Below are 26,744 nucleotides of genomic sequence, written 5' to 3' on the forward strand. Positions count from 1 at the left end.
AAAATGATAACGATAAGGAACATACTTTCTTGTTATTCTATGAGTCTAGAGAACCTTATACTAATTTATCAGACATTTGGGATGAAATTCATTACTTAGGATATTTAGGAGACACAGCTTGGAAGAATTATAAACTTCGTAAATCCGTTATTGAAAATATTACAGATTTAATACAAGATTATAAAGAAATTAATATTTTTTTATCAGATATATCATGGCCGTTAAATAATATGATATTTGGAAAGTTTAAAAAATTCGATAGAAAAAATATAACATTTTGTAACTTTCCAGATGGAATAGGGAACCTTTTACTTGATCCATTTAGTTTTAAGGAAAAGATAAAAATTGTGATAAAATCATCGTTAAAATATTTTGGCTACTTTCCATATTATTATTATTCAGGTGATAGAATGGGGATGAAATATTTTGATAAAGTGTATTCATTTATGCCCCATTTATTGATAAAAAAAAAATAAAAAATGTAGAACTAATTAAGGAATTAAAAATTAATAAAATTAACACCGAACATTCACTTATATTTTTGGGTGAGCCATTAGAGAATCATTTAAATAATCGCTCTCTAGTTGATTTATATGAGAAGACAGCTTTTTATTTATCAAAAAAAGGTTATACAGAGCTTTATTATAAGAAACATCATAGAGAAAGCTCAGATTTTGGATTTGAAATATTTAATAATTACGGTTTTAGGTTGTTTGAAGATACTAGGTGTATAGAGGAAATTAGTTATGAAAAAGGATTTAATTGTGTTGCGTCCTTTGTTAGTTCTGCGCTGCCTCAACTTAAACTTTTATTTGGGAATCAGATAGAGTGTGTCTCAATAAATAGTGATTACGTGCATAAAGCAATAACAAAAAATAAGAAATCATTAGATCAGTTAAATACTATTTATAATTTATTAGAAGTTAGAAAAGTAAATATATAAATTTATCTTACTTCTTCAACATAAAGGTTTCTAGTGTGAGAAATTATTTTTGAAGTTTAAAGAGTTCATATAAAATATCACATGTTATATCGCGTACCTTCCAAGAGAAATGTAAAGCGTTTGGTGTAGAGGCAGGTAGAGGCACGTAAATGATCTTATACTCTTATACTAACAAACAATTTCAACATAAATGTTGTTCACATCGATATTTTTTATTGAAATCTAGAACATCCTTGATCTAATTTAATAGACGGTATCAGCTGTTAGTTTTATCCACTTCCCATAATAAAAAGTGGATGTAGTATTATGGACGATTATATAAAAGGTGCTATTAGAGTGAATGATATCAAGTGACATGGTCATTTGTGTATAAAAGGTAAATATAAGGAGTTACGTGGCCAAATAGAATTAAGAGCAAGGGATTTAATTAAGTAGGTCGTATCCACTTGTAGTAATTTTGGGGATATATAGTAATTATCTTATCCACCCAGTATCGTAATAAATAACTGTAGATGAGTAAATTTCATTACATTTGTTACTATCTTTAAAAAGTAAACAAAGATCCCCTTATGCCACTCGTAACTGTTTTTTAATGGAATCTAGTGGCATTCCTCGTTGGGCTTCGTAATAAATAAACTCAATGAGATTGTGAATTTTTCTTGATCTCACACTCGCAAGACCGGTTAAAAAATCACTTGAATGTTCTGTCATGCAATAGATATACGTAAATTGTACGATGGCCCAAAATCGTTTAATGGCTCGCTCATGTCGGATTCGATATCGATCGAAACCTAATGTTTCTTTCGTTTGCCGAAAGTAGCTTTCGATCGACCAGCGTCTTCCTGAAATCTGAAATTTATCCTGTAATAATCTAGATTATTTCACTTCTAGACACAAAAAAATTTTACTTACTGTTGGAATTGGTGGACACTATTTAGGAACTTTAATTTTGAAAAAAATGTAAATATCCTTTAGTTTTTCTATATCTAGGATGTTTTGGTATAATAAAAGAATTAATATTTTTGAAATAATGGTTAAAAAAGTTAAATTATATAAACACATTTTATTCTAAATATTATAATTTGTTTAATAGGTGGATGTTATGGATATAAAATCATTCTGGTGGACTAATCCAGGAAAAATTATTTTCTTTTTTATAGTACCTGTTTATGTAATTATATTTTTATTTAGTGCAAATTCCCCTAGTATAAATGGGACATTTAACTTTTTTAATTTTGAAATATTTTTTCAGGGGTTAATACTTTTATGTTTATTTGGCTTCACTTTAGGAATATTTTCGAATGTTTCATTAACTAAGAACTATGAAATTAAAATAAATATTATTACTTTGGATTTTGTTGCTATTTTTACTATTATTGCTTATTTTTTTTGGTTTGGAGAATTAATTCGAAATTTTGATTTAATAATTAATATTCTCAGTGGTAATTCTACATATGCTAGTGGAGTTAGAATGTATATCAATACAATTCCAGGAATTACAACTTTGTCACAATTTGGTGTTGTATATGTTACTTTATATAAATATTTTATTAATTTCAAGAATGTTATTTTAAAAAAACATTATAAATTTTTGTATTGGATAATATTAATTTTAACTTTATTTCGTACTATTGTCTGGTCTGAAAGACTGGCATTAATTGAAATTTTAATACCGATTATTTTACTATCAAAGTTAAAATTGAAAGTTTATAAAAAAATAAGAGTTATCTTATTTCTTGGACCTTATATGGGGGTTTTGTTTCTATACTTGTATTTTGGTATATTTGAATATTTTAGATCTTGGGCTAGTTATTATAAATTTATTTATGATAACTATTGGGGCTTCATTTTTGATAGAATATCTAATTATTATTTAACGGCGCTAAATAATGGAGCCGGTGTAATAAATGTTTTTAATAGTTCATTTGATTTTCAATATACATTTGCATGGGTTTATAAATTCCCTATACTTGGTGAGGTATTAAGAGATTATACAGGATTAAAAAGTACCTTAAATATTTTTTTGGATAATTACGGAAACAGGGAATTTAACAATTTAGCGGGTATTTTTGCGGTGTACCATGATTTTGGCTTTTTAGGTGCTTCTGTGGTAATGGTAGTATTAGGAATAATAGTAGGATTACTTTATAATTTATATAGTAAAAACTCAATAATTGGAGTTTTACTTTATCCTACTTTTTTTATCTTTTTATTAGAGATATTGAGAATTTTTTATATTGGGGAACCAAGAACAACTCCTATTATATTTTTGAGTTTACTCTTATTACTTGTCGTAGGAAAAAGAAAAGGGGAAGTTAATTAAAAGTGAAGAAGGTTTATATAAATGGTCGATTTCTTACTCAACGTATTACTGGTGTTCAAAGATTTGCGTTAGAATTTGTTAAAGCATTAGATAAATTAATTGAAGTAAATGATATTTGTTTAAGTTTTGAATTAGTTGTTATGGTTCCACGAAATATAATTAATGATATAAAATTGAAGAATATTAAAGTTATACCAGTTGGTAGGTTAAAAGGACATTTATGGGAGCAATTTGAGCTCCCATTTTATTCTAGAGGTGGATTTTTAGTTAATTTATGTAATACAGGTCCTTTACTAAAACGCAAGCAAATTATAACTATTCACGACGCTGCCGTCTACTCAAAGCCTGAAGGATTTGCTAAAATATTTATTTATTGGTACAAGTTTTTATTTAAAGTTTTATCATTTATTACTTGTAAGATTGTTACAGTTTCCGAATTTTCAAAAAAAGAATTAGTTCATTATTGCAAGATAAAACAGAATAAAATAAGAATTATTTCAGAAGGATGGGAACATATTCAACAAATTGAGGATGATTTAGATGTGTTTAAAAAGCATAATATTAATCCTAAAAAATACATTTTAGCAGTAAGTAGTTTAAATCCGAATAAAAACTTTCAGGGAATTGTTAAGGCTATTGAGTCTTTAGGTGATATTAGTACAGATATTATTATTGCAGGAGGAACAAATCCTAAAATCTTTAGTTCTTCTAATGATTCGTTGCCTAATAGCGTAAAGTATATCGGCTATGTGACTGATGAAGAATTAAAAGCCCTTTACGAAGGAGCCATAGGGTTTGTTTATCCTTCATTTTACGAAGGTTTCGGTCTTCCGCCTTTAGAGGCAATGGCTTGCGGTTGTCCTGTGATTGTTTCAAATGTAGCCTCTTTGCCAGAAGTTTGTGGGGATGCTGCATTGTATGTTGATCCATATAATCCAGAGGATATTGCTGAAAAAATCAAATTGTTATTATCGAATAATAAATTAAGAGAGGAATTACGGAGAAAAGGGCTAGAAAGAGCCAAGATGTTTTCGTGGGAGAAATGTGCGAAGGAAACGCTCAAAGTGATTGAGGAGGTGCTAGCGAAGTGAAAGTCGCAATCATTCACGACTGGCTAGTTACCTATGCAGGAGCTGAAAAAGTATTGGAACAATTACTCAAGATTTATCCTGATGCTGATTTGTTTAGCCTTGTAGACTTTATAGATAAAAATCAGAGAGGTTTTATTTTAAATAAACAGGTTACTACCTCTTTTATTCAAAAGTTGCCGTTTGCTCGAAGAAAGTATCGCAGCTATCTTCCTTTCATGCCGTTGGCTATTGAGCAATTGGATGTATCGAAATACGATATTGTCATTTCTAGTTCACATGCAGTTGCGAAGGGTGTTATTACCGGCCCTGACCAACTGCATATTTCTTATGTTCATTCTCCAATCCGCTACGCATGGGATTTGCAACATCAATATTTAAAAGAAGCGGGATTAGACCGAGGAATGAAAGGCTGGATCGCGAAGACAATCCTTCATTACATAAGAAATTGGGATTATCGCACGTCCAATGGAGTTGATTATTTTGTGGCCAATTCAAAATTTATCGCCAGAAGAATTTGGAAAGTGTATCGAAGGAAAGCGGATGTTATCTATCCACCGGTAGATGTGTCCGCTTTTACTTTCCACGATCAAAAAGAAGATTTTTATCTTACAGCCTCTCGAATGGTTCCATATAAGAAAATCGACTTAATCGTTGAAGCTTTCTCACAGATGCCAGATAAAAAATTAGTCGTTATAGGTGACGGACCGGATTTTCATAAAATTAAGGCAAAGGCTGCTTCTAATGTGAAGTTGCTCGGATACCAGCCTTTTGAAGTTTTAAGAGACCATATGCAGCGGGCAAAAGCGTTTGTATTTGCCGCAGAAGAAGATTTCGGAATCACACCTGTTGAGGCGCAAGCTTGTGGTACTCCAGTTATTGCCTATGGGAAAGGTGGAGCATTAGAAACGATTCGCGGATATGGACAAACTGAGAATCCAACAGGTTTATTTTTTGAAGAACAGACAATAAAATCGTTAGTTGATTCTATTAAATCATTTGAGAATATTTCAGGTGATATTAAATACGAAGATTGTCGTGAAAATGCGTTGTGTTTTTCCCCAGAAAGATTTAGAAAAGAGTTTGAAGACTATGTAAATAGTAAGCTTGAAAATATGTAGATAAAAAATTAGGAGGTTTCCGATGAAGCTTGTATTACTTTCTGGTGGTTCCGGCAAACGCCTTTGGCCTTTATCTAATGACGCGCGTTCAAAGCAATTTTTAAAAGTGTTAGAAAATCAAAACAGCGAACTGCAGTCGATGGTTCAGCGTGTATGGGGTCAGTTAGGAAATGTCGACCTAGCTGATTCCGCTGTGATTGCTACAAGCAAATCCCAAGTCGATATGATTCATAGCCAATTAGGTCAAGATGTACCGATTATTATTGAACCGATGAGACGCGATACGTTCCCAGCGATCGCTCTAGCATCGGTTTATTTGTATAGTGTAGAAGGAATCGATTTAAATGAAGTTGTCGCCGTCTTGCCTGTCGATCCTTATGTGGAGGATCGCTTTTTTCATCGAGTAAAAGATTTAGAAGAAACCGTACTCGCAAGTGGGGCTGATTTGGCGTTAATCGGTGTCGAGCCAACGTATCCGTCTGCGAAGTACGGTTATATTGTTCCAGCTTCCAAATCTAGTGATAGCAATTATTTAAGAGTAAGTCATTTTACAGAGAAGCCAACTGAAAAAAAAGCAGCGGAATTAATTAAACAAGGCGCACTTTGGAACTGCGGCGTGTTTGCTTTTAAACTCGACTATATTATTTCTTTGCTGCAAGAAAAGGGATTTCCAACTCAATATGATGAGCTATTAAAGCAGTATGATAAGTTGCCGAAAATTAGCTTTGACTATGAGGTCGTGGAAAAGACAGAACATATTGTTGTGTTGCCATATGATGGCTATTGGAAAGACCTTGGTACGTGGAATACATTAACGGAAGAGATGGCAACAAACCAAATTGGTAAAGGTGTTATTAGCGTTGATTGTGAAAATACCCACCTCATTAACGAGCTAGACATTCCTGTGACAGTATTAGGAGTATCAAATGCTATCATTGCGTCAAGTCCTGATGGGATTTTAGTTGCAGATAAGGCAAAAAGCCCAAAAATTAAAGAGTTAGTGAACAATTTTGATCAGCGTCCAATGTACGAAGAACGCCGCTGGGGCTGGTATCGAGTATTAGATTATACGAAGTTTGAAGATGGACGAGAAGTATTAACAAAACGAATCGGCGTTACAGCAGGGAAAAATTTAAGTTATCAAATGCATTATCATCGCAGTGAAGTGTGGACCATCATTAAAGGTGAAGGAGAATTTGCTTTTAACGGAGAAATTCGTCGTGTGAAACCGGGTGATGTGCTTGAAATCCCAGTTGGCGCTAAGCATGGAATTAAAGCAATTACTGATTTAGAGTTTATTGAAGTACAAACAGGAACGGAGTTAATTGAAGAAGATATTGTTCGTATTTATATGACATGGGAAGAAGTAGAAGCAAATTGCTTATCTGCGAGTAAATAATTGTTTGGTTGCTAGAAGGATGTGTTTCTTCTAGCAGCTTCTTTTTTGTTAGTAAAAGAAAAAGAAGGGTTTTAATCGATTTTCATGCACTCTGTTTTCTAGGAATGCATCTGGTGCGGTACGAAATTGCGGGATTTGTACGGGTATGACATTCCTTCTGAGCAAACGAGAGAGTGTTGGCCAATTCGGCGCATCCATACAAGAGAGCGAAGAACTTGTTTCCGCATTAGAAAACTCAGTCATGACAATAGTCCATCAAATAGTTAACGTATTAAATTGGGGGATTGTATATGATTCTCGTTGTCGGCGGGTGCCGGTTATATCGATAGTCTTTAGTGAAAGAGTTAGTGGAAAAAGAGGAAGTAATTGTGCTTGATAACTTCTCGACCGGTCAGCGGTATTTAGTGGATGATCGCGCGGTGTTTGTGCAAGGGGATTTAGGGAACAAAGCGGATCTTAATCGATTTTTGAAAAATACCCGATTCAAGCTGTCATGCATTTTGCGGCGAACAGCTTAGTCGGCGAATCAGTGGTGAATCCGCTGAAATATTATCAAAACAACGTTGCCGCTACATTAACGTTATAAGAGACGATGCTGAAATATAATGTGAAAAACTTTATTTTTTCGTCTACTGCGGCAACGTATGGGATTCCAAATGTCGAATTAATTACGGAAGATTGCCCAACAAATCCAATTAACCCATACGGCCGTTCGAAGTTAATGATCGAACAAATTTTAGCGGATTTTGCTTCTGCGTATGGGCTAAACTATGTCGTCCTTCGCTATTTGGTGCGCATGAGTCGGGAGAAATTGGTGAGGACCATAACCCAGAAACGCATTTAATTCCGATTGTCTTGCAGCATTTGTTAGGTCAGCGCAACAAAATTTCTGTCTTTGGTACGGACTATAATACACCAGATGGGACATGCATTCGTGACTATATCCATGTCACCGATTTAGCGAAAGCGCATATTTTAGCGCTTGAAGCATTGTTGACTGGTAAAAAGAAAACTGCCATTTACAATCTCGGCAACGGCTTAGGTTATTCCGTTAAAGAAGTGATAGAAACATGTGAAAAAGTCACGGGACGTAAAGCCGTCATTGAATACACTGACCGCCGTCCGGGCGACTTGGCGCATCTTGTCGCATCCTCGCAAAAAATTGATGAAGAACTTGGCTGGAAAGCGGAATATTCATTAGAAAAAATCATCGAAAGCGCGTGGAAATGGCATAGTCGCAATGGGAAGTAAATAGAAAACCTCCTGCTGAATGAGTGTCAGCGGGAGGCTGAATTTGTTTTTAAAAGGAAATAGAAGGGATAAATTTATATGAAAAACAAATGGCTTCGCTGGGGACTCGTATTCTATGGTGCAGCATGATTTATTACTTTACTGAATCCGATGAGTTTCATCAAAGTATCCAAAAATTAGTTGAATTTGATTTAATAAGGTATTCTGATTTTATTCAATCATTAGATATTTTAAGCGAGGCACAAAAAGACTGGTTATTGAGTATAGTGCCTTTTCGAAGAAAGAAAATATTGGAGTGGATTGGAAGGGGTGATCAATAACATGAAAAAAGTTCATACACTTTTAGTGGTTTGGCAAAATCCCAAAACCCGTTCTTTTTATCATATAGGAACTCTTTCTCATTATGATGGCTATTATGAGTTCACTTACACCTATAATGCCTCTGGTCACGGAAAACTGAAAGATGCATTGAATAACGGGTATATGTTGCATCCAGCTTTCCCAGACCCAACTAAAATATATCGATCAAAGGAGCTGTTTCCGGCGTTTGAACGCCGATTGCCGTCACCAGATCGTGCGGATTTTAAAGCCATTTTGTCCGATTTAGGTCTGGATGAGAATTCCACTAAGATGGACTTGCTTCAACAAACACGTGGGCGGTTAGCCAGCGACACTTATTCTTTTTGAGCAGCCGCTGCGTCTTGAAAACGATGGCAAGCTGCGCGTCAGCTTTTTTGTTCATGGCATGCGCCATCAAAATCTTCCTCAAAATTGGGCAACATGGCTGGCCATTAACGAAACGTTGAAATTAGTACAAGAACCAACAAACGCTTATGACCCTCATGCTGTTGCTATTTATACTCATGGGGGGAAGAAGCTTGGATATGTTCCGGCTTTTTATAGTAAGGCCATCTTTTCCTTGTTAGAAAATGGAGTGAACCCTTCTGTTCGTGTTGTGTATATGAATGAAAAATCAACACCTCATTGGTGGTTGAAAGTAGCCTTTGAGTGCGAGATTCCTTCTTTCCAAGGTGCAACATTGGATGAATTAGCCCCTGTTATGGGATAATACCTGCCGTGCTTCGAAGTTTGTCAAAGATTTAACATTAGGGGGGATGGCTTGGTCATTGCCATGGATATTGATAACCTCGGCAACGGCTTAGGCTATTCCGTCAAAGAAGTGATTGAAACATGTGAAAAAGCACCGAACGCAAAGTCATTTGAATCCATCGATCGCCGCCCAGGCGAACCGGCGCGCCTTGCCGCCTTATTCACAAAAAATTGATGAAGAACTTGGATGGAAAGCGGAATGTTCGTTGGAATCAATCAGTGGAAGCGTGTGGGAATGGCATCAGCGGAAAGGGTAAGGAGGACAAGCCACCCCGTAACAAGGGCGGCTTGTAAGTTTCATTTTTGTTGATTTATCCGAAAAATGCATTGACGATGAGTAACGTAACCAGAGACGCTGCCCATGCCAGTGTGGTTGGAATAGACCATGTCAAAATTTGTTCTTTCACTTCTTTAATTCCTAACATGCGGTTAATGACCCAAAATAAGCTATCGTTAAAATATGAGAAGACCATTGCACCTAAGGCGGCTGCCTGTGCAGCCAATGCCATATTGACATCTAATTGTTGCAAAATAGGTGCTGAGATGGAGGCGGCGGTAATCATGGCCACGGTTCCGCTGCCTTGAATCAGTCTCACAATCGTTGCGATGATGAAAGGGATTAAGATGGCTGGGAGATGTAATTGCGCTACTTGTTGGGCAATATAATCCCCGCTTCCACTCTCCCTTAGGACGTTCCCGAGCGCCCCACCGGCACCGGTGACGAGGAGGATGATTCCGGACGTTTTGATTCCTTCCTCCATTTGGTCAAGCGCTTCAGAGCGCTTCACATGGTGATATAATCCGTATATGGAGAAGATCAATCCGATTCCAACTGCAATAATGGGCGAGCCAAGAAATGTGATGTAGTCGTAAATTCCTCCCTTTAATTTGAGGGCGGTGACGGTTGTATTCGCAAAGATTAATATAATCGGAACGAAAATAGGAAGCACCGATCGTGTTAGCGAAGGTAAGTCTTTCTTTTCCTTAGATTCAAGAAATTCCTGGACCGTGATCGGATTAACCGGTCGTACATAATCTAAGCCTGTTTCATCAGGGATTTGATATATTTTCTTTCCAAGCCATTTGGCATATAGGACGCCTACAACGGTAACGGGGATGGCAAAAACTAATCCCCACGCAATCATCAATCCGACGTCAACTCCAAAAATTCCCGCAACACCCAATGGACCGGGTGTTGGTGGCACCGCATGGTGGGTGGCGACGAGCCCGGCTCCGAGTGCCACGCCAATGGTGAGAACGGATTTCCCGGTTTTTTTAGAAAGGGCTTTCACAAGCGGCGTTAAAATCACAAAGGCTGAGTCCACAAAGATAGGGATGGAAACGATATACCCTGTGATCGCCATTGCCCATTCTTCTTTTCGTTTTCCGACCCATTTTACAAGCGTATATGCCATTTTTTCAGCAGCACCGGATACTTCTAAAATGCGTCCCATCATCACTCCGAATCCAATCACGATTCCTATAGATCCTAAAGTGGATCCGAATCCTGCGGTGATCGCGTTGATGACGTCGGGAGCAGACATGCCCCCAACCAGTCCAGTAATGGAAGCTGCTATGATCAGAGCCAAAAATGCGTGTATTTTCGTCTTAAGTACTAGGAAAATGAGGATCGCTACCCCTAATACGAGCCCGAATATCATTTGGGCGCCCGATGCTTCCAACGCTTATACCCCCTTTTCATTCCCCTTTTGTTGCCTAGACCATAGAAGAGTTATGCCCATGAAGGCTGAAATTTTGGCGCATATTTTGCTGCAAGTGTAATGGCTTCTTCCATACTTACGCTACTTGCAATTCCCTTTCCGGCAATATCGAAGGCTGTTCCGTGGTCGACAGATGTGCGCAAAAATGGAAGACCGTTTGTAATCGAAATCGTTCTTTCAAAATCCGCCATCTTCGCGGCAATATGACCTTGATCATGGTAAAGGGATAGTACAGCATCATAAAGCCCATTTAGTGCGTGATGAAAAACAGAGTCAGCAGGGATTGGCCCAACGGCGTTAATCCCTTTTTCTTGAGCCATTTGAATGCCTGGGAGAATCTCATCGATTTCTTCCCTTCCAAACAGCCCGTTTTCTCCGCCGTGTGGGTTTAATGCTGCTACGGCGATTTTGCGATTTTCCACTCCTAGGCGTTGCAATGCTTGATCACAACGAATTAAATAGTCACAAACTCTCTCTTTTGTCATTGCGGCGATGGCGTCTTTTAGGGACAGGTGTCTCGTTAAAAAGAAAATTCTCATGTTTCTTACTTCAAACATCGTCAGTGGATCATGGGTATTGGTCAATGCGGCTAATATTTCTGTATGTCCGATAAAAGGAACGTTTGCCGCTTTCAACGATTCTTTATTGATCGGCGTCGTGGCTAAAGCTGACACTTTTCCGTTAAGGGCTAGATGGACAGCTGTTTCAATATATTCGTAAGCTGCCTTCCCGCATTGTGCCTGAACTTTCCCCATTTCAAGGGTGTCTACGTTTACGTTGTTTAATGAGATAACATCTATTGTTCCATGTTCGTATTTTCCATCTGAAGGATCTTTAATTTTACGGATGTTCAGCGAGATACTTGTAAAATTCATAGCCATTTTCAATACTTCACTATGACCAATAACAAGGGGTGAGCAAACTTCATATATTTTCGGGTTATTCAAGGCTTTAACTGTGATCTCTGGTCCGATTCCTGCCGGATCTCCCATTGGGATTGCGATAATCGGTTTAGTTTGTACTGACATGTTTTCCACTCCTTTGGTGATTGATTTTCATTTGTAAAAACCGTAGACTTTTGTAAATGGACCGTTGGTCGCCAACCATGCCTCCCTTTGTGACGACAGGGAGTCCGTCCAAGTATCCTCCCGAGAAGTATCCGAATGATGTCAATGGGAGAACTTCGTCTTCAATTTCAATGCCATTTGCTCTTCCTACGGCGCAAAGGGATGCGGTTACATCGCCGCCGCTTGTGAAGCATCCAGAAATAGGATATTTGGAACTCTCAATAATTTTCCTGCTAATTACGGCAAGTCCGTCTGTTATTCTTTTAGCTAGAGCATCTTCAGATACTTGCTCTATCTCAGATAACGCTTTCAAGTTGATCAGTTTATTCGCGGGGTGGTACGTAGTCACAATTAAGATGTTTTCTGTTTCTAATCTTTTTAGGCCAATGGATACGGCCCGTTCAACTTCTTCATTCCAGCTATTTGTGAAACTCGCTAATTTTTCTGGATTTACGTATACCGGGTTAGCGTTTGTTTTAGCTAAGAGATAATGAAGTTGTCGGCCGGTTAAAAAGGTCACACTTCCGATGACGATTAATATTTTTTGTGTGTTGAGTTCTTGATGTAAGTATAATCTTGCATAGTAAGCGGTTAAGGGACCTGGATCGACGGGAACAATGATTTTATCTTTAATCTTTGTCATCGCAAGGGCAATTGTTTCGATATGTTCATCGTTTACTGCATCAACCACGATGATTCGGTTTCCCTGTTCGATTTCTTCCCGTAATTTATTGGTGATTCTCCCGACGCCGGAAAGAACGGCATCCAGCCCTATCAATGAGACTGAATGGATGCTTTGTTGTCGAATGATGTCTGGGACAAACGACTGATTGACGGGCATAAGAGGATCTTTGGCTACGTCGGTTTCCTGGACAGGTACACCATCAACGAGCAAATATCCCCCGGTTGTTATTCTTCCCGAGTCGGGAAAAGAAGGGACGACGATGGCGATAGAATGTTCGCCGAGTTCATTTAAAACGGTATCAATTTCGATCCCAATATTGCCACGGATGGTGCTGTCAATTCTCTTGCAAAATATCTTCACATTCCATTGTTTGAGATTTTTGATTGCCTGGCGTACGCGATTTTCCGCAATCTCCCTAGAAGCGTATCGGCTATCGGTATCAATACAAATAGCATCGTAGTTTTCTATATTTGTCAAAGGTGCGTTTCTGACGAAGGTAGCTGTTTTGAATCCTTGTTTGGCCAATCTGACTCCTGTTGCATTAGCGCCGGTCAGATCATCTGCAATTACTCCTATTCTCATAAGTATTGTTCCCCCTCCCTGTCTATCAAAATCGTTTATATCGTTGCCGATGGATCACCCCCTTATTTTTGTTTATCACCAAGCAGGACAGTAAGGGGTTTTTCATATGACGTTGATTTTTAGTTGAAGTTGGGACTGCCTATACTCATTCTCATTCAATAGGGCGCACAACAATCACGTTTACATGTTCACTATATTTACACTGGTCTTCTTGGCTTAATCCCGTGTCTGTAATAATCCCTTCCAACTCTGAAAGTTGGCAAACAAGAGAAAAAGCCTTTTGGTTAAACTTGCTGGAATCGGCCAGCAACCAAGTAGATTCGGCCGCTTGCATCATTAGTTTTTTGATTAGCGATTTTTCAAAAGTGGGCGATGTTACTCCTGATGCAATATCGACAGCATGGATCCCTAAAAAGAAAATATCTGCATGGATGTTTTTCAGTAACTCTTGGGTAGGGCAGCCATACAAAGTACCAACTTGGTTTTGCAATTCCCCTCCCGTCACGATCACCTTTAATTTACTTTCCATTAATTCGGCTGCAATCTTAATGTCATTAGTAATAACAGTTAAATCTTCCCTGTCTTTAATCAACCTAGCGACTTCAATAGTGGTCGTTCCTGAATCTAAAATGACATTAGCTCCTTCTGGAATCAGTTCGACTGCTTTACGGGCAATGGCTTTTTTCTGCTCGATATTTTTTTCTTTTTTCGTTGAGTACGGTGTTTCTTGAATTAGCGATTTCGGATGAATCGCACCCCCATGTGTTCGGACGATCTTGCCCTCTCTTTCAAGAAGAGCCAAATCTCTTCTGATCGTCATTGCTGACACGTTTAATTGTTGCGACAGTTCTTCGATATCCACTTTACCTTGGGTGATCAATTGTTTTTCAATCCATCGGCGTCGTTCTTTTGGTAACATGTGTATTCACCCTTTGAACTAGTTGTTCGATTTTAACGATTATTTGTTAACTTGTAACATAATTTTATTCGATTTTGTTCATTTTTGTCAACATGGAAGTAAAAATATTTTTATAATTCTAATAATGGGGGTTATTCATAATGGGGGTTATTCCAATAATTATTCCAATTCTAATAAATTCCAATAATTAATTCCAATAATTAATTCCAATAATTGGGGGCGATTGGGGGCGGTGCCTGTCACCGCCCGAAATTTGTCGAAATATTGGTAATTGAAAGATAAACGGAGGGGTATTACAATTATGGATAAGAACTAATGTTCTGTGGTTGGGAGGGATGGATGATTGACGGTGAAGATTTTAAGCATTGGGTTAAGGGGGTTAGAAGGGTATCGGGTGCAGGTGGAGGTGCAGGAGGTGCCTGGGATTGCGGCGATGGTGATTGTTGGGTTGCCGGATGCATCGGTGAAAGAGGCAAAGGAACGTGTTCTTGCTTCGCTTTATGCTTTCGGATGCGACGTTTTTGATAAAAGGCTTGTTGTTCATTTGTCTCCGCCGGAGCGGAAAAAGCATAGCCCGATGTTTGATTTGGCGATGGCGATTGGGATTTTGAAGGCAATAGGCAAGCTGACAGCGCCGGTTTCCTACGATGCAGCGTTTTTAGGTTCGTTATCGTTGGATGGAACGATTCAGCCGGTGGATGGCATGCTTCCAGCGATATTGGCAGCAAAGAAGCTCGGTTTTCAAAAAATATACCTTCCGTATGATCCCACACTTCCGCTTCATCATTTGAAAGATCTCGATTGTATCTTTGTTCAGACGTTGGAAGAAACGGTGCAATATCTGCAAGGACAACGTGTTCTTTCGTTACCCCCAGCTTTGCGTTCTCCTGAAATTATAGACTCCCTGCGAAAGCATCATCGGGATTTTCAATCGATTATTGGCCATCATCAAGCAAAGCGTGCATTGGAGATCGCAGCGGCAGGCGGACATAACGTGTTAAAGGTTGGACCGCCTGGGTGCGGGAAAAGTTTGTTAGCGGAAACGTTTCCGTCGATTTTGCCGGGTCTTTCTCATGATGAGCAGTTAGAGGTGATCAATTTGTACCAGCTGGCAGGAGAAAAAATCGAGAGCGGCTATCCACCTTTTCGTCATCCGCATCATTCCGCTTCATCGGTTTCTTTAATTGGCAGGGGAACGCACCCAAAGCCTGGCGAAGTGTCGCTGGCACATCGCGGTGTTTTGTTTCTCGATGAAATGGCGGAATTTGCAAAAAAGACACTGGATATGCTTCGCCAGCCGTTAGAGACGGGGAAAGTGACGATTAGCCGTATTTCGTCGACGGTGACATATCCCGCGGACTTTATTTTGCTTTGGGCGATGAATCCGTGTCCGTGTGGATATTTAGGCTCAAGAACGCGCTATTGCACATGGCCAAGTGATAAAGCGTAATATTCTCGGTCACAATCCTCTTCTTTCCCAAAGAACTTTACACAAATGTCATCTGTAAATGGGAACACAGCCCCTTGCCGACCTTTTCCAATTTTCGTCAGCGGCGACCTATTTGTAACTTCGACATCAGCATTTTCAATGTTTTGGTCTTTTATGTTTTTATCGCATTTTTTCAAATACTTCGTTCTACCGTTTTCACTCCCCCCTAAAAGATCCTCTCTATGTTTTAGAATCTTTTGCAGAAAACTAAATCTGGATCGCTCTATATATAATTCAAGGACAAGGGAAAAAATGATCTCCACCAAAATAGAAAACTATAAAAAAGTAGCCTAGCCCCAATTCTCCATTTTAGTAACCTTTGGGCTAGACTTTTGTAAAATGATGTTTACCTTTTTAAAAAACGCTTTAAAAATGCCTGCAGTCTTTCACTTTTCGGATTTTCAAATAGTTCTTGTGGTGTTCCTTGTTCTTCAATTTGGCCATCATGCAAAAATACAACGCGGTCTGCCACATCACGGGCAAAATCCATTTCATGGGTTACAAGAATCATCGCCATGTCGGTTTTTTTAGCCAAGTCTTTGATGACTTGAAGAACTTCGCCGACCAACTCAGGGTCAAGAGCCGAAGTTGGTTCATCAAACAGCATAACTTTGGGGTGCATGACGACAGCACGGGCAATTGCCACCCGCTGCTTTTGTCCGCCGGAAAGCTGTGAAGGGTAAGCATCTAATTTATCGCCTAGACCGACTTTTGTCAGCATGTCTACCGCCCTCGCATGGGCTTCCTCTTTTGAAAGTCCCAGCACATGAATCGGCGCTTCTGTTACATTACGTAAAATCGTCATATGCGGAAACAAGTTAAAATGTTGGAAAACCATGCCGATATCGCTGCGCATTTTCCGCAAATGTTTCTCATCAGCCTGGACAAGTTTGCCGCTCGCAGTTTTTTTATGCCATAGCGGTTCTCCACCTATTGTTATAATCCCGGACGTCGGTTTTTCAAGGGTCATCAACATTCTAATAATCGTCGTTTTTCCCGACCCGCTCGGACCGATCAGCGCCACTTTTTCACCACGTTTAATCTCTAAATTTATTCCTTTTAATACTTCCGTTTCGCCAAATTTTTTCGTTACATTTTCATAGCTTACTAATGTTTCAGCCGGTTGTCGCTTGGAATTTCTTATCATGATCAGATCTTTTTCCAAAGCTCCCATGTATCATCATCCTTTCAATGATTTCTTTTATCAAAACAAAGTTTAGTTCCAACCTGTTATCTTACGTATACATACATTTTCAATCAGTGTTTTCTTTCGCCAAAAGTAAGTTTCGACCGCTGTTCAAGTTTGTTTATGAAAATGGCCGATGGGTAACTTAACAGCAAGAATAAAATGCCAACAATCGTGATCGGCTCAAGATATTTAAAGTGTTCCGCTCCTATTAACTGGGCTTTTTGCAAAAATTCACCGACGCCAATAGCCATTAAAATTGGTGTTTCTTTAAATAAAACAAGCAGATAGTTTCCGAGCATCGGGATCACAGGAGGGATCGCTTGTGGAAGAATAATATTGATCCACGTTTGCGTTTTCGTAAAGTTCATTGCTTTCGCAGCCTCCCATTGTCCTTTTGGTACGGATTCAATGCCGGAACGATACACTTCAGACAAGTACGTACTATAATGGATTCCCAGCGTGAGAATTCCTGCTGTATATTTATCGAAGGAAATTCCAAGCGAAGGCAAGGCAAAAAACACAAAAAACAGTTGGACTAAAGGCGGGGTGCTTCTTATAAATTCAATGAAGCCATAAGTAAGCATTGATAACGGTTTAAAGCTTGATCTTCTTAAAAATGTAAGAACAAGGCCAAAGATTAATGAAAAAATATAAGCACCAAATGTGATCCCGATCACCACCCAAATCGCACTTGCAATCTCAGGAAATATCTGAATCGCAAAATTCCAGTCCCATGTCATGCTTGAGCCACTCCTTTCGAAGCGTATTTCTCCAATTTTCTTACTGCAATGATCAGTGGCAGAGCAATTATAAAATAAAGGATGAGCAAGACGATAAAGACGGGAAACGTATAGCTAATATTCGTATTTTGGATCATTAAGCCTTTATAGGTCAGGTCTGTCAGAGTTATGAGAGAAACAAGCGAAGTGCCTTTTAAAAGCTCAATCGAAATATTTCCAAAACCAGGGAGCATCATTCGCAATGCTTGCGGGAGGATCACAAGTCTCATCCGTTGCCAGCGCGTCATATTCAAAGCAATCGCCGCTTCCGTTTGTCCATGGGGAATGGCCAAAATCGTGCTGCGGACAACTTCAGAGGCATAGGCACCGTAATTTAGTCCTAGCGCAACAACACCTGCAAAAAATGGAGAAAGTTGTAATCCAAAGGCAGGGAGGGCAAAGAAAATCCAAAACAGTTGCACTAACAAAGAGGTACCTCTGAAAAGTTCAACATAGATAGCTATCAATTTTCTAATGATCGTAAACTTTGAAATCCGTCCTAAACCAGCGATAAAAGCGACAATCAATGCGAGGAACGAGGCAGCGAGTAAAATTTCGATCGTTACTATAAGCCCCGGTGCTATTTTAGGGATAATCTCTGCATATACGTACATATTTTTTCATCACTTCCTTTGGAATTTTATTTTTAGAGCGAAGTCACCGTTTCTAGAATAGCCTCCTTGCTCAATTGCTGCACCATTTGCAGAAATGGCATGGCTGTCTACCTTGCTTTATGAAAACAGACGCCCATGGAAGAGCGCCTGTTTTTATTTAAATCATTCTACTTTTCACATAGCTGCTCCGTTGTCATATCTCCTGGCAAATCCGCCTCTGTAAAACCAAATTCACTAATAATTTCAAGAAGTTGACCAGAATCTTTTAATTTTTGCAATACTTCATTATAGGCTATTCTTAAATCATCATCCTCTGGTTTAAAAGCCGCTGCTCCATATCCACGAATGGATTCTCCATTGACCGTCGGTTGAATAAAGTCAGTAACACGTTCGATATTCTTGGCATTAGCTGTGGAAAGAGCCGCCTCTAGTGTCGGTCCAGTCATCGTAATCGCATCAACACGCCCTGATTCTAAAGCGGCAATATTGGAAGGGATGTCCTGAACAAATTCCATTTGACTTTCTTTAACGCCAGCAGCTTTTAAATAATCAATTTCAATGGCGCCATTCATAATAGCCACCTTTACATCTGGGTTTTTTGCAATATCTTCATAGCTTTGCAGATTTAGAGGATTTCCTTTTTGCACTGCCAAAGCTTCACCAATGCTATATTCAGGTTCCCCAAAATCGACTTGTTCACACCGTTCTGGTGTAATGTACATTCCAGCCGTAATCACATCAAAATTGCCCGATTTTAATCCTGGAATAAGTGAGCTAAACTTCGTTAACTTTCCTTCCATTTCCTCAATGCCAAGTTCATTAAAAACAGCACGGGCCACTTCTACAGATTGACCGGTCAAATTCCCATTTTCATCCTCATAAGCATAAGGAACCTCACCGGAAAATCCCACAACTATTTTTCCTTCTTTTTGAGCTCGTTCTAGTGTAGACATTTTTTCTTCAGACCCTGAAGATGTTGATGAACAAGCGGAAACACTTAGCAACAACAAACCTATAAGCAGACCAGTTAATAATTTTTTCAATAATCAAACCCCCTGTTTTTACTTTTGAATTTTTTAGAAACTGGAAATAAGAAGGGAAAAGTAGAAATAGTACACTGGAAAAAAGGTGGTATACAATAAGTCTATGGGAAGTAAACGATTGACACAAATCGCATAATCGAGGATATGATGGGATTATTTGGGCTCACCCAGCGTGAGATAGTATTAAAATGGAATAACTCAAAATTATTAAAGGATGCTCCCATATCCCCCAAAATCCGGGGTCGGTGCCTGTCACCGCCCGAAATTTGTCGAAATATTGGTAATTGAAAGATAAAAGGGAGGGTATTACAATAATGGGTAAGAACTAATGTTCTGTGATTGGGAGGGATGGATGAGTGACGGTGAAGATTTTAAGCATTGGGTTAAGGGGGTTAGAAGGGTATCGAGTGCAGGTGGAGGTGCAGGAAGTGCCGGGGATTGCGGCGATGGTGATTGTTGGGTTGCCGGATGCATCGGTGAAAGAGGCAAAGGAACGTGTTCTTGCTTCGCTTTATGCTTTCGGATGCGACGTTTTTGATAAAAGACTCGTTGTTCATTTGTCTCCGCCGGAGCGGAAAAAGCATAGCCCGATGTTTGATTTGGCGATGGCGATTGGGATTTTGAAGGCAATAGGCAAGCTGACAGCGCCGGCTTCCTCCGATGCAGCATTTTTAGGTTCGTTATCGTTGGATGAACGATTCAGCCGGTGGGTGGCATGCTTCCAGCGATATTGGCAGCAAAGAAGCTCGGTTTTCAAAAAATATACCTTCCGTATGATCCCACACTTCCGCTTCATCATTTGAAAAGATCTCGATTGTATCTTTGTTCAGACGTTGGAAGAAACGGTGCAATATCTGCATGGACAACGTGTTCTTTCGTTATCCTCAGCTTTTCACACTCCTGAAATTATAGACTCCCTGCGAAAGCATCATCGGGATTTTCAATCGATTATTGGCCATCATCAAGCAAAGCGTGCATGGAGATCGCAGCGGCAGGCGGACATAACGTGTTAATGGTTGGACCGCCTGGGTGCGGGAAAAGTTTGTTAGCGGAAACGTTTCCGTCGATTTTGCCGGGTCTTTCTCATGATGCGCAGTTAGAGGTGATCAATTTGTACCAGCTGGCAGGAGAAAAAATCGAGAGCGGCTATCCACCTTTTCGTCATCCGCATTATTCTGCTTCATCGGTTTCTTTAATTGGCGGGGGAACGCACCCAAAGCCTGGCGAAGTGTCGCTGGCACATCGCGGTGTTTTGTTTCTCGATGAAATGGCGGAATTTGCAAAAAAGACACTGGATATGCTTCGCCAGCCGTTAGAGACGGGGAAAGTGACGATTAGCCGTATTTCGTCGACGGTGACATATCCTGCGGACTTTATTTTGCTTGGGGCGATGGCTCAAGAACGCGCTATTGCACATGTAGTCCGAAACAAATTCAAGCGTATCGAAATCGTGTTTCCGGGCCGATTTATGACCGGATGGATGTTTTATTACCATTGGAAGTCATTGATTTCACCAAAGAAACGAGGGTTTCGGAATCTTCGGAAACCATAAGGAAAAGAGTAGAAGAAGCAAGAAGAAAGCAATATGAACGTTACGGAAAAGAAATAACGAATGGGCGTGTTCCTTTTGAGTTATTAATGGAAAAAAGCCCGCTTGCCAAAAGGCAGCAACTTCTGTTGCAGCAATGGGCATCCCAGCATCAATGGAGCAATCGTGTACAAGCGAAAATCATTCGGCTGGCAAGGACCATTTCCGATTTAAAGGGAACCGAAGAGATAGCGGATGAATCGCTTTGGGAAGCGATGACGCTAAGGTGGCTGAAAACATATACAAAAGCAACAAGCAACAGCGAGGTAAAAAGAATGGGACGGCAAAAGCGGATCTGGGTGCCCCGTCGGTTTTATCATATCGTTTGCCGCGGCAATCGGCGTGATCCCCTATTCAAGGAAACAAATGATTTTCTCGCTTTTCTCCATATCCTCCACCAGCTTTACGAAAAAATCCCTTTTGAAATAGCCGCATATTGCCTTATGACGAATCACTTTCACCTGCAGCTGCGCTCAAAACAGGAGCCGATTTCGAAAGTCATGGCGCTCATGAACAAACGGTATGCGAATTATTATAATACTCGCTATCGTTTGATGGGACATGTATTTGAAAAGCGTTATTATGGTAAATTGATTGACAATGACAGCGGAATGTTGGAAGTGAGTCGATATATTCATCTCAATCCTGTAGAAGCTCATATGGTGCATGCGCCGGAACTTTACCGATGGAGTAGTTTTTATTTGTATATGCATCCCAAATCGCTGCCTCCGAAATTTATGAATATGGATGCATTATTAGATTACTTTTCAGGCACAAAAACAGAGCGGAAGAAAAAATATGCTGAATTTGTGAGGGGGTGAGGCTGCCTGTCACTTGTCAGCCATCGAAAGCGCGTGGAAATGGCATCAGTGGAAAGGGTCCAAATGGTCGAGACGCCCTTGATGGGGCGGTTTGTTTTTATGGGTGCTGTTAACTTAATATTCGGTCTATTAATTGGTTAATAGGGCGTGCTGGCGGTCGGTTATGGAGCAGTCCATACGTCACAGGTATATTTTCGTAAAAAGTTTATGGAGGAAAAAGGATGAATATGGGAAGATGAACTAGGAGTGATTGGCGTAACAAATGTGGGCAGTTCTGTTTAGGTGATGTGCATGAGTGTTTATTGCAAAATAAAAATACAGAGTTCTGCAACAAAAAAATGCAGAACTTGATTGCATAAAAAAAGGCTTGCCAGCTTAGAGGCCCAAGGAAGCAACCTGCCCACCCCTAAAATAGGGCTAATTTAAATGTTTTCACAAAAAAACGCATCCAGCAACAAACAGCGTTACTGGATGCGATCAGTAGGAGTATTTTTAAAACGGATTATAAAACCGGCTTCCATCATGGAATGTGATGATTAAGGTGACAATGAACAGAATAGTAAATAGAGCGATTGCAAAGTAGTCACTTTTTTGAAAAGGTCTTGCACTATACCATGTGCGTTTTTTGTTTTTGCCAAAGCCGCGCAGTTCCATTGCGTTGCTGATGGTGTTAATTTTGTTTAGGCTTGATAAGATAAGCGGTGCAAGGATGGAGGCGGCATTTTTGATCCGTTTAGGAAGTTTTTCTTTGCGGGACATGTCAAGGCCTCTGGCTTGTTGGGCGCGTGCTATATTCCGAAAATCCCGCTGTACGTCCGGTATATATCTTAATGCCAAAGAAACAGCATACGAAATTCGATAACTCACACCGATGCGATTGAGGGAAGCGGCGAATTCGCTCGGATGAGTCGTCACAATAAAAAGCAAAGCCGCTGGGATCACTGTGAAATATTTTAACGTAATATTCAATTGGTAAAAAAGTTGTTCCAATGTGACGTTATACCTTCCTGATATTTCAAATAACACATGGTTGGAGCCGTAAATTTTTACTCCTTCTTGCGGTGAAAAGACATAAATGGCAACATTGTTTATGAAAAGAAATACTAAAATAAATACAAGAACAAACAATATCTCTTCAAGTTTAATTTTTGAAATAATAAAAATGAGAATACTAATTAAAAATAAAAATAGTAGAATACGAGTGTCGTATGTCAGCATAGCTGCTGTCGACCATAAGATAAAGCATATTAGCTTTGTTACACCTGTCAATTGATGAACAGGAGATTTTCGGTCAATATAAGATAGCATCTCGGCTGCCAACCTGCCTTACCTCCCGATCATATTCTATGAAACGTTCCACAAACTTCCTCGGTTCTGGTATTCCTGTTTTTAATGCCAGGTTATAAAGAGACGTTTCCTTTAAATTTGCCTGTTCAATGATGTCAATATCAGAAAGGACATTGACAGCTGAGTCATCGGCAATTTTCCTGCCTTCTGCAAATACAATCGCTCTTTCTGTATACTCCAGCATTAAATGCATATCATGAGTAATCATCATAATCGTGACGCCTTGCCGATTTAATTGAACAAGAAACTCCATAATATCAGTATAATGGCGAAAATCTTGTCCGGCAGTTGGCTCGTCCAAAATAATGATTTCTGGTTCTAACACTAAAATGGAAGCAATCGTAACCCGCTTTTTTTGACCGAAGCTTAATGCTGAAATCGGCCAATTCCGAAATGGGTACAGCCCGCAAATTTTTAATGTATTGTCGACGCGTTCTTTTATTTCAGCTTCCGCTAGGCCGCGAACCTTTAAGCCTAAGGCTACTTCGTCAAAAATCATATGCTTTGAAATCATATGATTTGGATTTTGCATGACCATGCCGATTTTTAACGAGCGTTCTTTAATCGTTTCGTTTGTTATATCCTTGCCGTTAAACAATATGCTCCCTGAGGAAGGCTTTTCAAATCCACAAATTAATTTTGTAATTGTAGATTTCCCTGCTCCATTTTTTCCAACAATGCTCACCATTTCCCCTTTGTTAATTGAAAAAGAAACATCCTTTATCGTTTCGTGACCTGGTGAATAGCTAAACGAAATATTTTTCAGCTCTAAAATTGTTTTTCCTTCTTTACTTGGCGTTTTTGGATTTGAATCTTCAAACCATTCCAACAAGTTTTTTCGGCATAAATCCGCTTTAAACTGATTGAAATCAGCAGGATGCATATCTTCAGTTAGTTCGCAACCGGCATATTTAACCGCTTTAATATATAACGGCTCCCGGATATTTGTCTCTTCTAAAATGTTAGTTGTTAAAAGCTGGACAGGGCTCATATCAGCTACTATTGAGCCGTCATTGACCACAATAATGCGATCGACATGGCGATATAAAACATCTTCTAAACGGTGTTCAATAATGACAACGGTTGTATTCGTTTCTTTTTGGATTTTGTCGATTAAAGCCATTGCATACTTTCCAGTAGCGGGGTCAAGGTTTGCGAGCGGTTCATCAAACAACAGGATATCCACTTTGTCAACCATTACACCAGCGAGGGAAACCCTCTGCTTTTGCCCGCCTGACAAATGATGGACAGAGGCAGGCAAATAATCATCCATTTCGACCATTTTGGAAGCATCTTTTACGATCTCGAACATTTCCTTTTGCGGAGTGCAATCATTCTCCAGTACAAAAGCTATGTCTTCACCAACAGTTAATCCTATAAACTGGCCATCAGGATCCTGTAAAACAGTACCAACCATTTTTGATAAAGCAAAAATATTTAACTCCTTTGTTTCCTGACCCATTACTTTTAAACTTCCGGTCATTTCTCCTTTATAAGAGAAGGGGATTAGACCATTGATGCAGTGGCCAATGGTGCTCTTCCCAGATCCTGAAGGACCAACGATTAAAACTTTTTCTCCTTCGTAAATGTTGAAATGAATATTTTTTAATGTTGGATTTTTTTGGCTATGATACTTAAAGCTAAAATTATGAAATTCAATCACTCGTTTTCTCATTCGTAAAAGCTCCTGTAAGTAAATATGTTGTCAAAACTCACAATGTGCTTTTATTCTTTATCAAGACTTCCTTTTTGACTGCGTGTTTTTGCATAGAGTAAAAGAAGAAGTGTTCCAATGACGGCAACTGTTACCATATTGGAAATTCCAACAACTAATCCTTGCAGGAAGACTTTATTTGCTGGCTCAGCATAAACCAGTATATCAAGAGAAGGTGCGACAAGGAACCAGCCGATTGCTTGAACAATCACCTGAACAATATTAAATGTAATAATTTTTTTAGTGCCGAATTCACCAGATTCGATATCGATGCTTTTGGAAGCCAGACCAATTAAAAATCCGACAAGCAAGCTGACAACAACCCAACTCCACCAAATAGATCCATAAAATATTAAGTCTTTTAACGCATGACCGATAAGTCCGATGAAACCGCCTGCGACAGGCCCAAAAATAATTGACATAAGTGCTAAAAATGCATAAGTTGTTTCAATATTGGAATTTGGTATCCCTGTTGGAATGGACGCAAATCTTCCCAGAATAACAAAGACAGCTGCTCCAATTCCGATTGCTACGATTGTTTTGATCGATAGATTGTTTTCTTTCATGAACTTCCTCTCCTTTTTTCATTTTTATGATTATACTGAATTTTCATTATATACGAATTTCGGTACTTTGCAGATAGTGATTTTCCATTTGGCACCTGCTTCAATATGGTAGGCCTTCGCAAATGATCCTTGATTGATTGCCACACCGATTTTGTCGAGCGAATTGACGTAAAGCAAAGGCTCGCCCAAATGACTATCCGCAAATGATCTGCCAAACGTCATAATATTTTTATAGACTTGTCTTGTTTCATTTTCAATCGTTACTTCAAAAGAATCTCCGTAATCTACGTCTAACTTTTGAAACAAGCTGCGATCAATATTGGTCCATAAGTTTCCAAATCGGACATCAAGTATATCAATATTCCCTTTGATCGCACCATTTTGAATATAGGCTTCTAAAACCGGCAGTTCAATTAGCGAATCGATTGGAATTTCCGGCCCCACCTGTTCAAACGTAATCACTTCGGATGCAAGCCGTGCGCCAGTATAAGCGTAAACATCACGTCCATGGAAGGTATAAGAATGGCCGGAATTTGGCAGTCGGTTTACCTTTTCATCGATCAGCCTTGCTTCTTCGATCCCAATATACTTCTTAATATGTGTGATCGTTCCATTGTCGGGTGTCACAATATATTGGTTTGATTTTGTCTTCACAACAATGCTTCTCCGTTCTGAACCGACACCCGGATCAACAACAGAAATAAATACCGTCTCCTTTGGCCAATACGATATCGTTTGGTACAGCCTATAAGACGCTTCCCAAATATTATATTGGGGAATATCGTGGGTCAAATCAAAAATCCTCAGGCTGGGATTAACATTCAAAGCGACTCCATACATTGCACTGACAGCTCCATCGCTTAATCCAAAATCAGTTTGAATAACTAAAAAACGATTCATAAATTTTCCCCCATACATTGTTGTTTTATAAAAAAAACCACGTCTTTATCTATATAGATAAGGACGTGGTTTTGCTCACGTGGTACCACCTTACTTCACTGTTTGCTCGCACAAAACAGCCTCTGCCAGTACTACGGGCTTAATCCCTTCATACTGTGGTATTTGTAACGAGTACCAAACTCGGCGGAACCTACTTGTACCTTCATACTTTATTGGGATAAAACACGAAAATAATACTTTCAGCACGCAACTCAGAGGCCATTGTTCGGGTTCGTATTTTTGCTTCTTCTCAGCTACCGAAGCTCTCTGTGAAAAATAACTGAACCTTACTTTTCCTCTTCATAGTTATTGTAAGAAAATTATTAACAATTTTTTAATTAATTATAATCACCGCCGCGAACATGTCAAGCGTTGGAATACGAAAAGTATGGAATGTGGTGGGGATTTGGTGCGGAGTGCTGGATATTAGGCTTGATGTGGAAGGT

Annotated in this window: 21 protein-coding genes, 4 pseudogenes and 1 other annotated feature; of the genes and pseudogenes, 13 read left to right on the forward strand and 12 right to left on the reverse strand. The window is 39.3% G+C overall.

What is annotated here, in order from left to right; all coding sequences use genetic code 11:
- Window positions 1-29 precede the first annotated feature (29 nt).
- From NSQ61_RS17125 to NSQ61_RS17170, 10 genes and pseudogenes are all read left to right on the forward strand, one after another.
- A complete protein-coding gene (locus NSQ61_RS17125) occupies window positions 30-476 on the forward strand; it encodes a hypothetical protein (RefSeq protein WP_327864126.1) in 447 nt (148 codons plus the stop codon).
- Between the two features lie 65 nt (window positions 477-541).
- The gene (locus NSQ61_RS17130; RefSeq protein ID WP_412675489.1) at window positions 542-943 is read left to right on the forward strand and encodes a hypothetical protein; all 402 of its coding nucleotides are present in this window, start codon (window positions 542-544) and stop codon (window positions 941-943) included.
- A gap of 1,102 nt (window positions 944-2,045) precedes the next feature.
- Window positions 2,046-3,266: an O-antigen polymerase gene (locus NSQ61_RS17135; protein ID WP_340807662.1), complete on the forward strand. Its 1,221-nt coding sequence runs from the start codon at window positions 2,046-2,048 to the stop codon at window positions 3,264-3,266.
- A 2-nt stretch (window positions 3,267-3,268) separates the two neighbouring features.
- A complete protein-coding gene (locus tag NSQ61_RS17140; RefSeq protein WP_327863714.1) occupies window positions 3,269-4,357 on the forward strand; it encodes a glycosyltransferase family 4 protein in 1,089 nt (362 codons plus the stop codon).
- Window positions 4,354-5,475, forward strand: a complete 1,122-nt coding sequence (locus NSQ61_RS17145; protein WP_340807663.1) for a glycosyltransferase family 4 protein — start codon at window positions 4,354-4,356, stop codon at window positions 5,473-5,475. The genes NSQ61_RS17140 and NSQ61_RS17145 overlap by 4 nt, the downstream gene beginning before the upstream one ends.
- Window positions 5,476-5,497: 22 nt before the next feature.
- On the forward strand, window positions 5,498-6,874 hold the full coding sequence (locus NSQ61_RS17150; protein WP_340807664.1) for a sugar phosphate nucleotidyltransferase: 1,377 nt from the start codon (window positions 5,498-5,500) through the stop codon (window positions 6,872-6,874).
- A 290-nt stretch (window positions 6,875-7,164) separates the two neighbouring features.
- A pseudogene (gene galE / locus NSQ61_RS17155) lies at window positions 7,165-8,125 on the forward strand (UDP-glucose 4-epimerase GalE).
- A 321-nt stretch (window positions 8,126-8,446) separates the two neighbouring features.
- A complete protein-coding gene (locus tag NSQ61_RS17160) occupies window positions 8,447-8,812 on the forward strand; it encodes a hypothetical protein (protein WP_327873687.1) in 366 nt (121 codons plus the stop codon).
- 58 nt (window positions 8,813-8,870) lie between these two features.
- Window positions 8,871-9,194: an HIRAN domain-containing protein gene (locus NSQ61_RS17165; RefSeq protein WP_327873688.1), complete on the forward strand. Its 324-nt coding sequence runs from the start codon at window positions 8,871-8,873 to the stop codon at window positions 9,192-9,194.
- Between the two features lie 69 nt (window positions 9,195-9,263).
- Window positions 9,264-9,492: pseudogene (locus NSQ61_RS17170) on the forward strand (UDP-glucose 4-epimerase GalE); the annotation flags it as partial.
- Between the two features lie 54 nt (window positions 9,493-9,546).
- On the opposite strand, the gene NSQ61_RS17175 reads toward NSQ61_RS17170, so the two are convergent.
- The 4 genes from NSQ61_RS17175 to NSQ61_RS17190 form a co-directional block, all read right to left on the reverse strand.
- Window positions 9,547-10,917, reverse strand: coding sequence for a GntP family permease (locus tag NSQ61_RS17175; RefSeq protein WP_015375993.1), 1,371 nt, complete (start codon window positions 10,915-10,917; stop codon window positions 9,547-9,549).
- A gap of 50 nt (window positions 10,918-10,967) precedes the next feature.
- The gene (pdxA, locus tag NSQ61_RS17180) at window positions 10,968-11,984 is read right to left on the reverse strand and encodes a 4-hydroxythreonine-4-phosphate dehydrogenase PdxA (RefSeq protein WP_339212137.1); all 1,017 of its coding nucleotides are present in this window, start codon (window positions 11,982-11,984) and stop codon (window positions 10,968-10,970) included.
- Window positions 11,968-13,290, reverse strand: a complete 1,323-nt coding sequence (locus NSQ61_RS17185; protein ID WP_327873690.1) for a four-carbon acid sugar kinase family protein — start codon at window positions 13,288-13,290, stop codon at window positions 11,968-11,970. The genes pdxA and NSQ61_RS17185 overlap by 17 nt, the downstream gene beginning before the upstream one ends.
- 151 nt (window positions 13,291-13,441) lie before the next feature.
- Window positions 13,442-14,209 (reverse strand): DeoR/GlpR family DNA-binding transcription regulator, encoded by a 768-nt coding sequence (locus NSQ61_RS17190; protein ID WP_327873691.1) that lies wholly within the window; start codon window positions 14,207-14,209, stop codon window positions 13,442-13,444.
- A 343-nt stretch (window positions 14,210-14,552) separates the two neighbouring features.
- On the opposite strand from NSQ61_RS17190, the pseudogene NSQ61_RS17195 reads away from it, so the two are divergent.
- A pseudogene (locus NSQ61_RS17195) lies at window positions 14,553-15,638 on the forward strand (YifB family Mg chelatase-like AAA ATPase); the annotation flags it as partial.
- 406 nt (window positions 15,639-16,044) lie between these two features.
- Here the strand turns inward: NSQ61_RS17195 and ehuA are convergent.
- The 4 genes from ehuA to ehuB form a co-directional block, all read right to left on the reverse strand.
- On the reverse strand, window positions 16,045-16,872 hold the full coding sequence (ehuA, locus tag NSQ61_RS17200; protein ID WP_327862714.1) for an ectoine/hydroxyectoine ABC transporter ATP-binding protein EhuA: 828 nt from the start codon (window positions 16,870-16,872) through the stop codon (window positions 16,045-16,047).
- Window positions 16,873-16,955: 83 nt separating this feature from the next.
- Entirely contained in the window at window positions 16,956-17,627 is a 672-nt protein-coding gene (gene ehuD, locus NSQ61_RS17205; protein WP_327862713.1) for an ectoine/hydroxyectoine ABC transporter permease subunit EhuD, read from the reverse strand.
- Complete coding sequence (gene ehuC, locus NSQ61_RS17210) at window positions 17,624-18,280, reverse strand: ectoine/hydroxyectoine ABC transporter permease subunit EhuC (RefSeq protein WP_327862712.1); 657 nt, start codon at window positions 18,278-18,280, stop codon at window positions 17,624-17,626. Before ehuC ends, ehuD begins: the two co-directional genes overlap by 4 nt.
- A gap of 167 nt (window positions 18,281-18,447) precedes the next feature.
- Window positions 18,448-19,323 carry an ectoine/hydroxyectoine ABC transporter substrate-binding protein EhuB gene (gene ehuB / locus NSQ61_RS17215; RefSeq protein ID WP_327873300.1) on the reverse strand — a complete coding sequence of 292 codons (876 nt, stop codon included), beginning with the start codon at window positions 19,321-19,323 and terminating at the stop codon, window positions 18,448-18,450.
- A 356-nt stretch (window positions 19,324-19,679) separates the two neighbouring features.
- On the opposite strand from ehuB, the pseudogene NSQ61_RS17220 reads away from it, so the two are divergent.
- Window positions 19,680-21,181 (forward strand): annotated as a pseudogene (locus tag NSQ61_RS17220) (YifB family Mg chelatase-like AAA ATPase).
- Window positions 21,182-21,186: 5 nt separating this feature from the next.
- Window positions 21,187-21,732 carry a transposase gene (locus NSQ61_RS17225; protein ID WP_327873721.1) on the forward strand — a complete coding sequence of 182 codons (546 nt, stop codon included), beginning with the start codon at window positions 21,187-21,189 and terminating at the stop codon, window positions 21,730-21,732.
- 492 nt (window positions 21,733-22,224) lie between these two features.
- Here the strand turns inward: NSQ61_RS17225 and NSQ61_RS17230 are convergent, their stop codons facing one another.
- Genes NSQ61_RS17230 through NSQ61_RS17245 form a run of 4 tightly spaced genes read right to left on the reverse strand, consistent with a single transcriptional unit; the run spans window position 22,225 to window position 26,259 of the window.
- On the reverse strand, window positions 22,225-23,052 hold the full coding sequence (locus NSQ61_RS17230) for an energy-coupling factor transporter transmembrane component T family protein (protein ID WP_327873719.1): 828 nt from the start codon (window positions 23,050-23,052) through the stop codon (window positions 22,225-22,227).
- The gene (locus tag NSQ61_RS17235) at window positions 23,024-24,754 is read right to left on the reverse strand and encodes an ABC transporter ATP-binding protein (RefSeq protein WP_327873718.1); all 1,731 of its coding nucleotides are present in this window, start codon (window positions 24,752-24,754) and stop codon (window positions 23,024-23,026) included. The genes NSQ61_RS17230 and NSQ61_RS17235 overlap by 29 nt, the downstream gene beginning before the upstream one ends.
- A 50-nt stretch (window positions 24,755-24,804) precedes the next feature.
- Window positions 24,805-25,359, reverse strand: a complete 555-nt coding sequence (locus NSQ61_RS17240) for an ECF-type riboflavin transporter substrate-binding protein (protein ID WP_327873717.1) — start codon at window positions 25,357-25,359, stop codon at window positions 24,805-24,807.
- Window positions 25,360-25,389: 30 nt separating this feature from the next.
- A complete protein-coding gene (locus NSQ61_RS17245; protein WP_063388964.1) occupies window positions 25,390-26,259 on the reverse strand; it encodes an SAM hydrolase/SAM-dependent halogenase family protein in 870 nt (289 codons plus the stop codon).
- 56 nt (window positions 26,260-26,315) lie between these two features.
- Window positions 26,316-26,611 (reverse strand) — a binding site (T-box leader).
- Between the last annotated feature and the right edge of the window lie 133 nt (window positions 26,612-26,744).

This window comes from Aeribacillus sp. FSL K6-1121 (assembly GCF_038003725.1).
Taxonomy (GTDB): Bacteria; Bacillota; Bacilli; order Bacillales; family Aeribacillaceae; genus Aeribacillus; species Aeribacillus composti.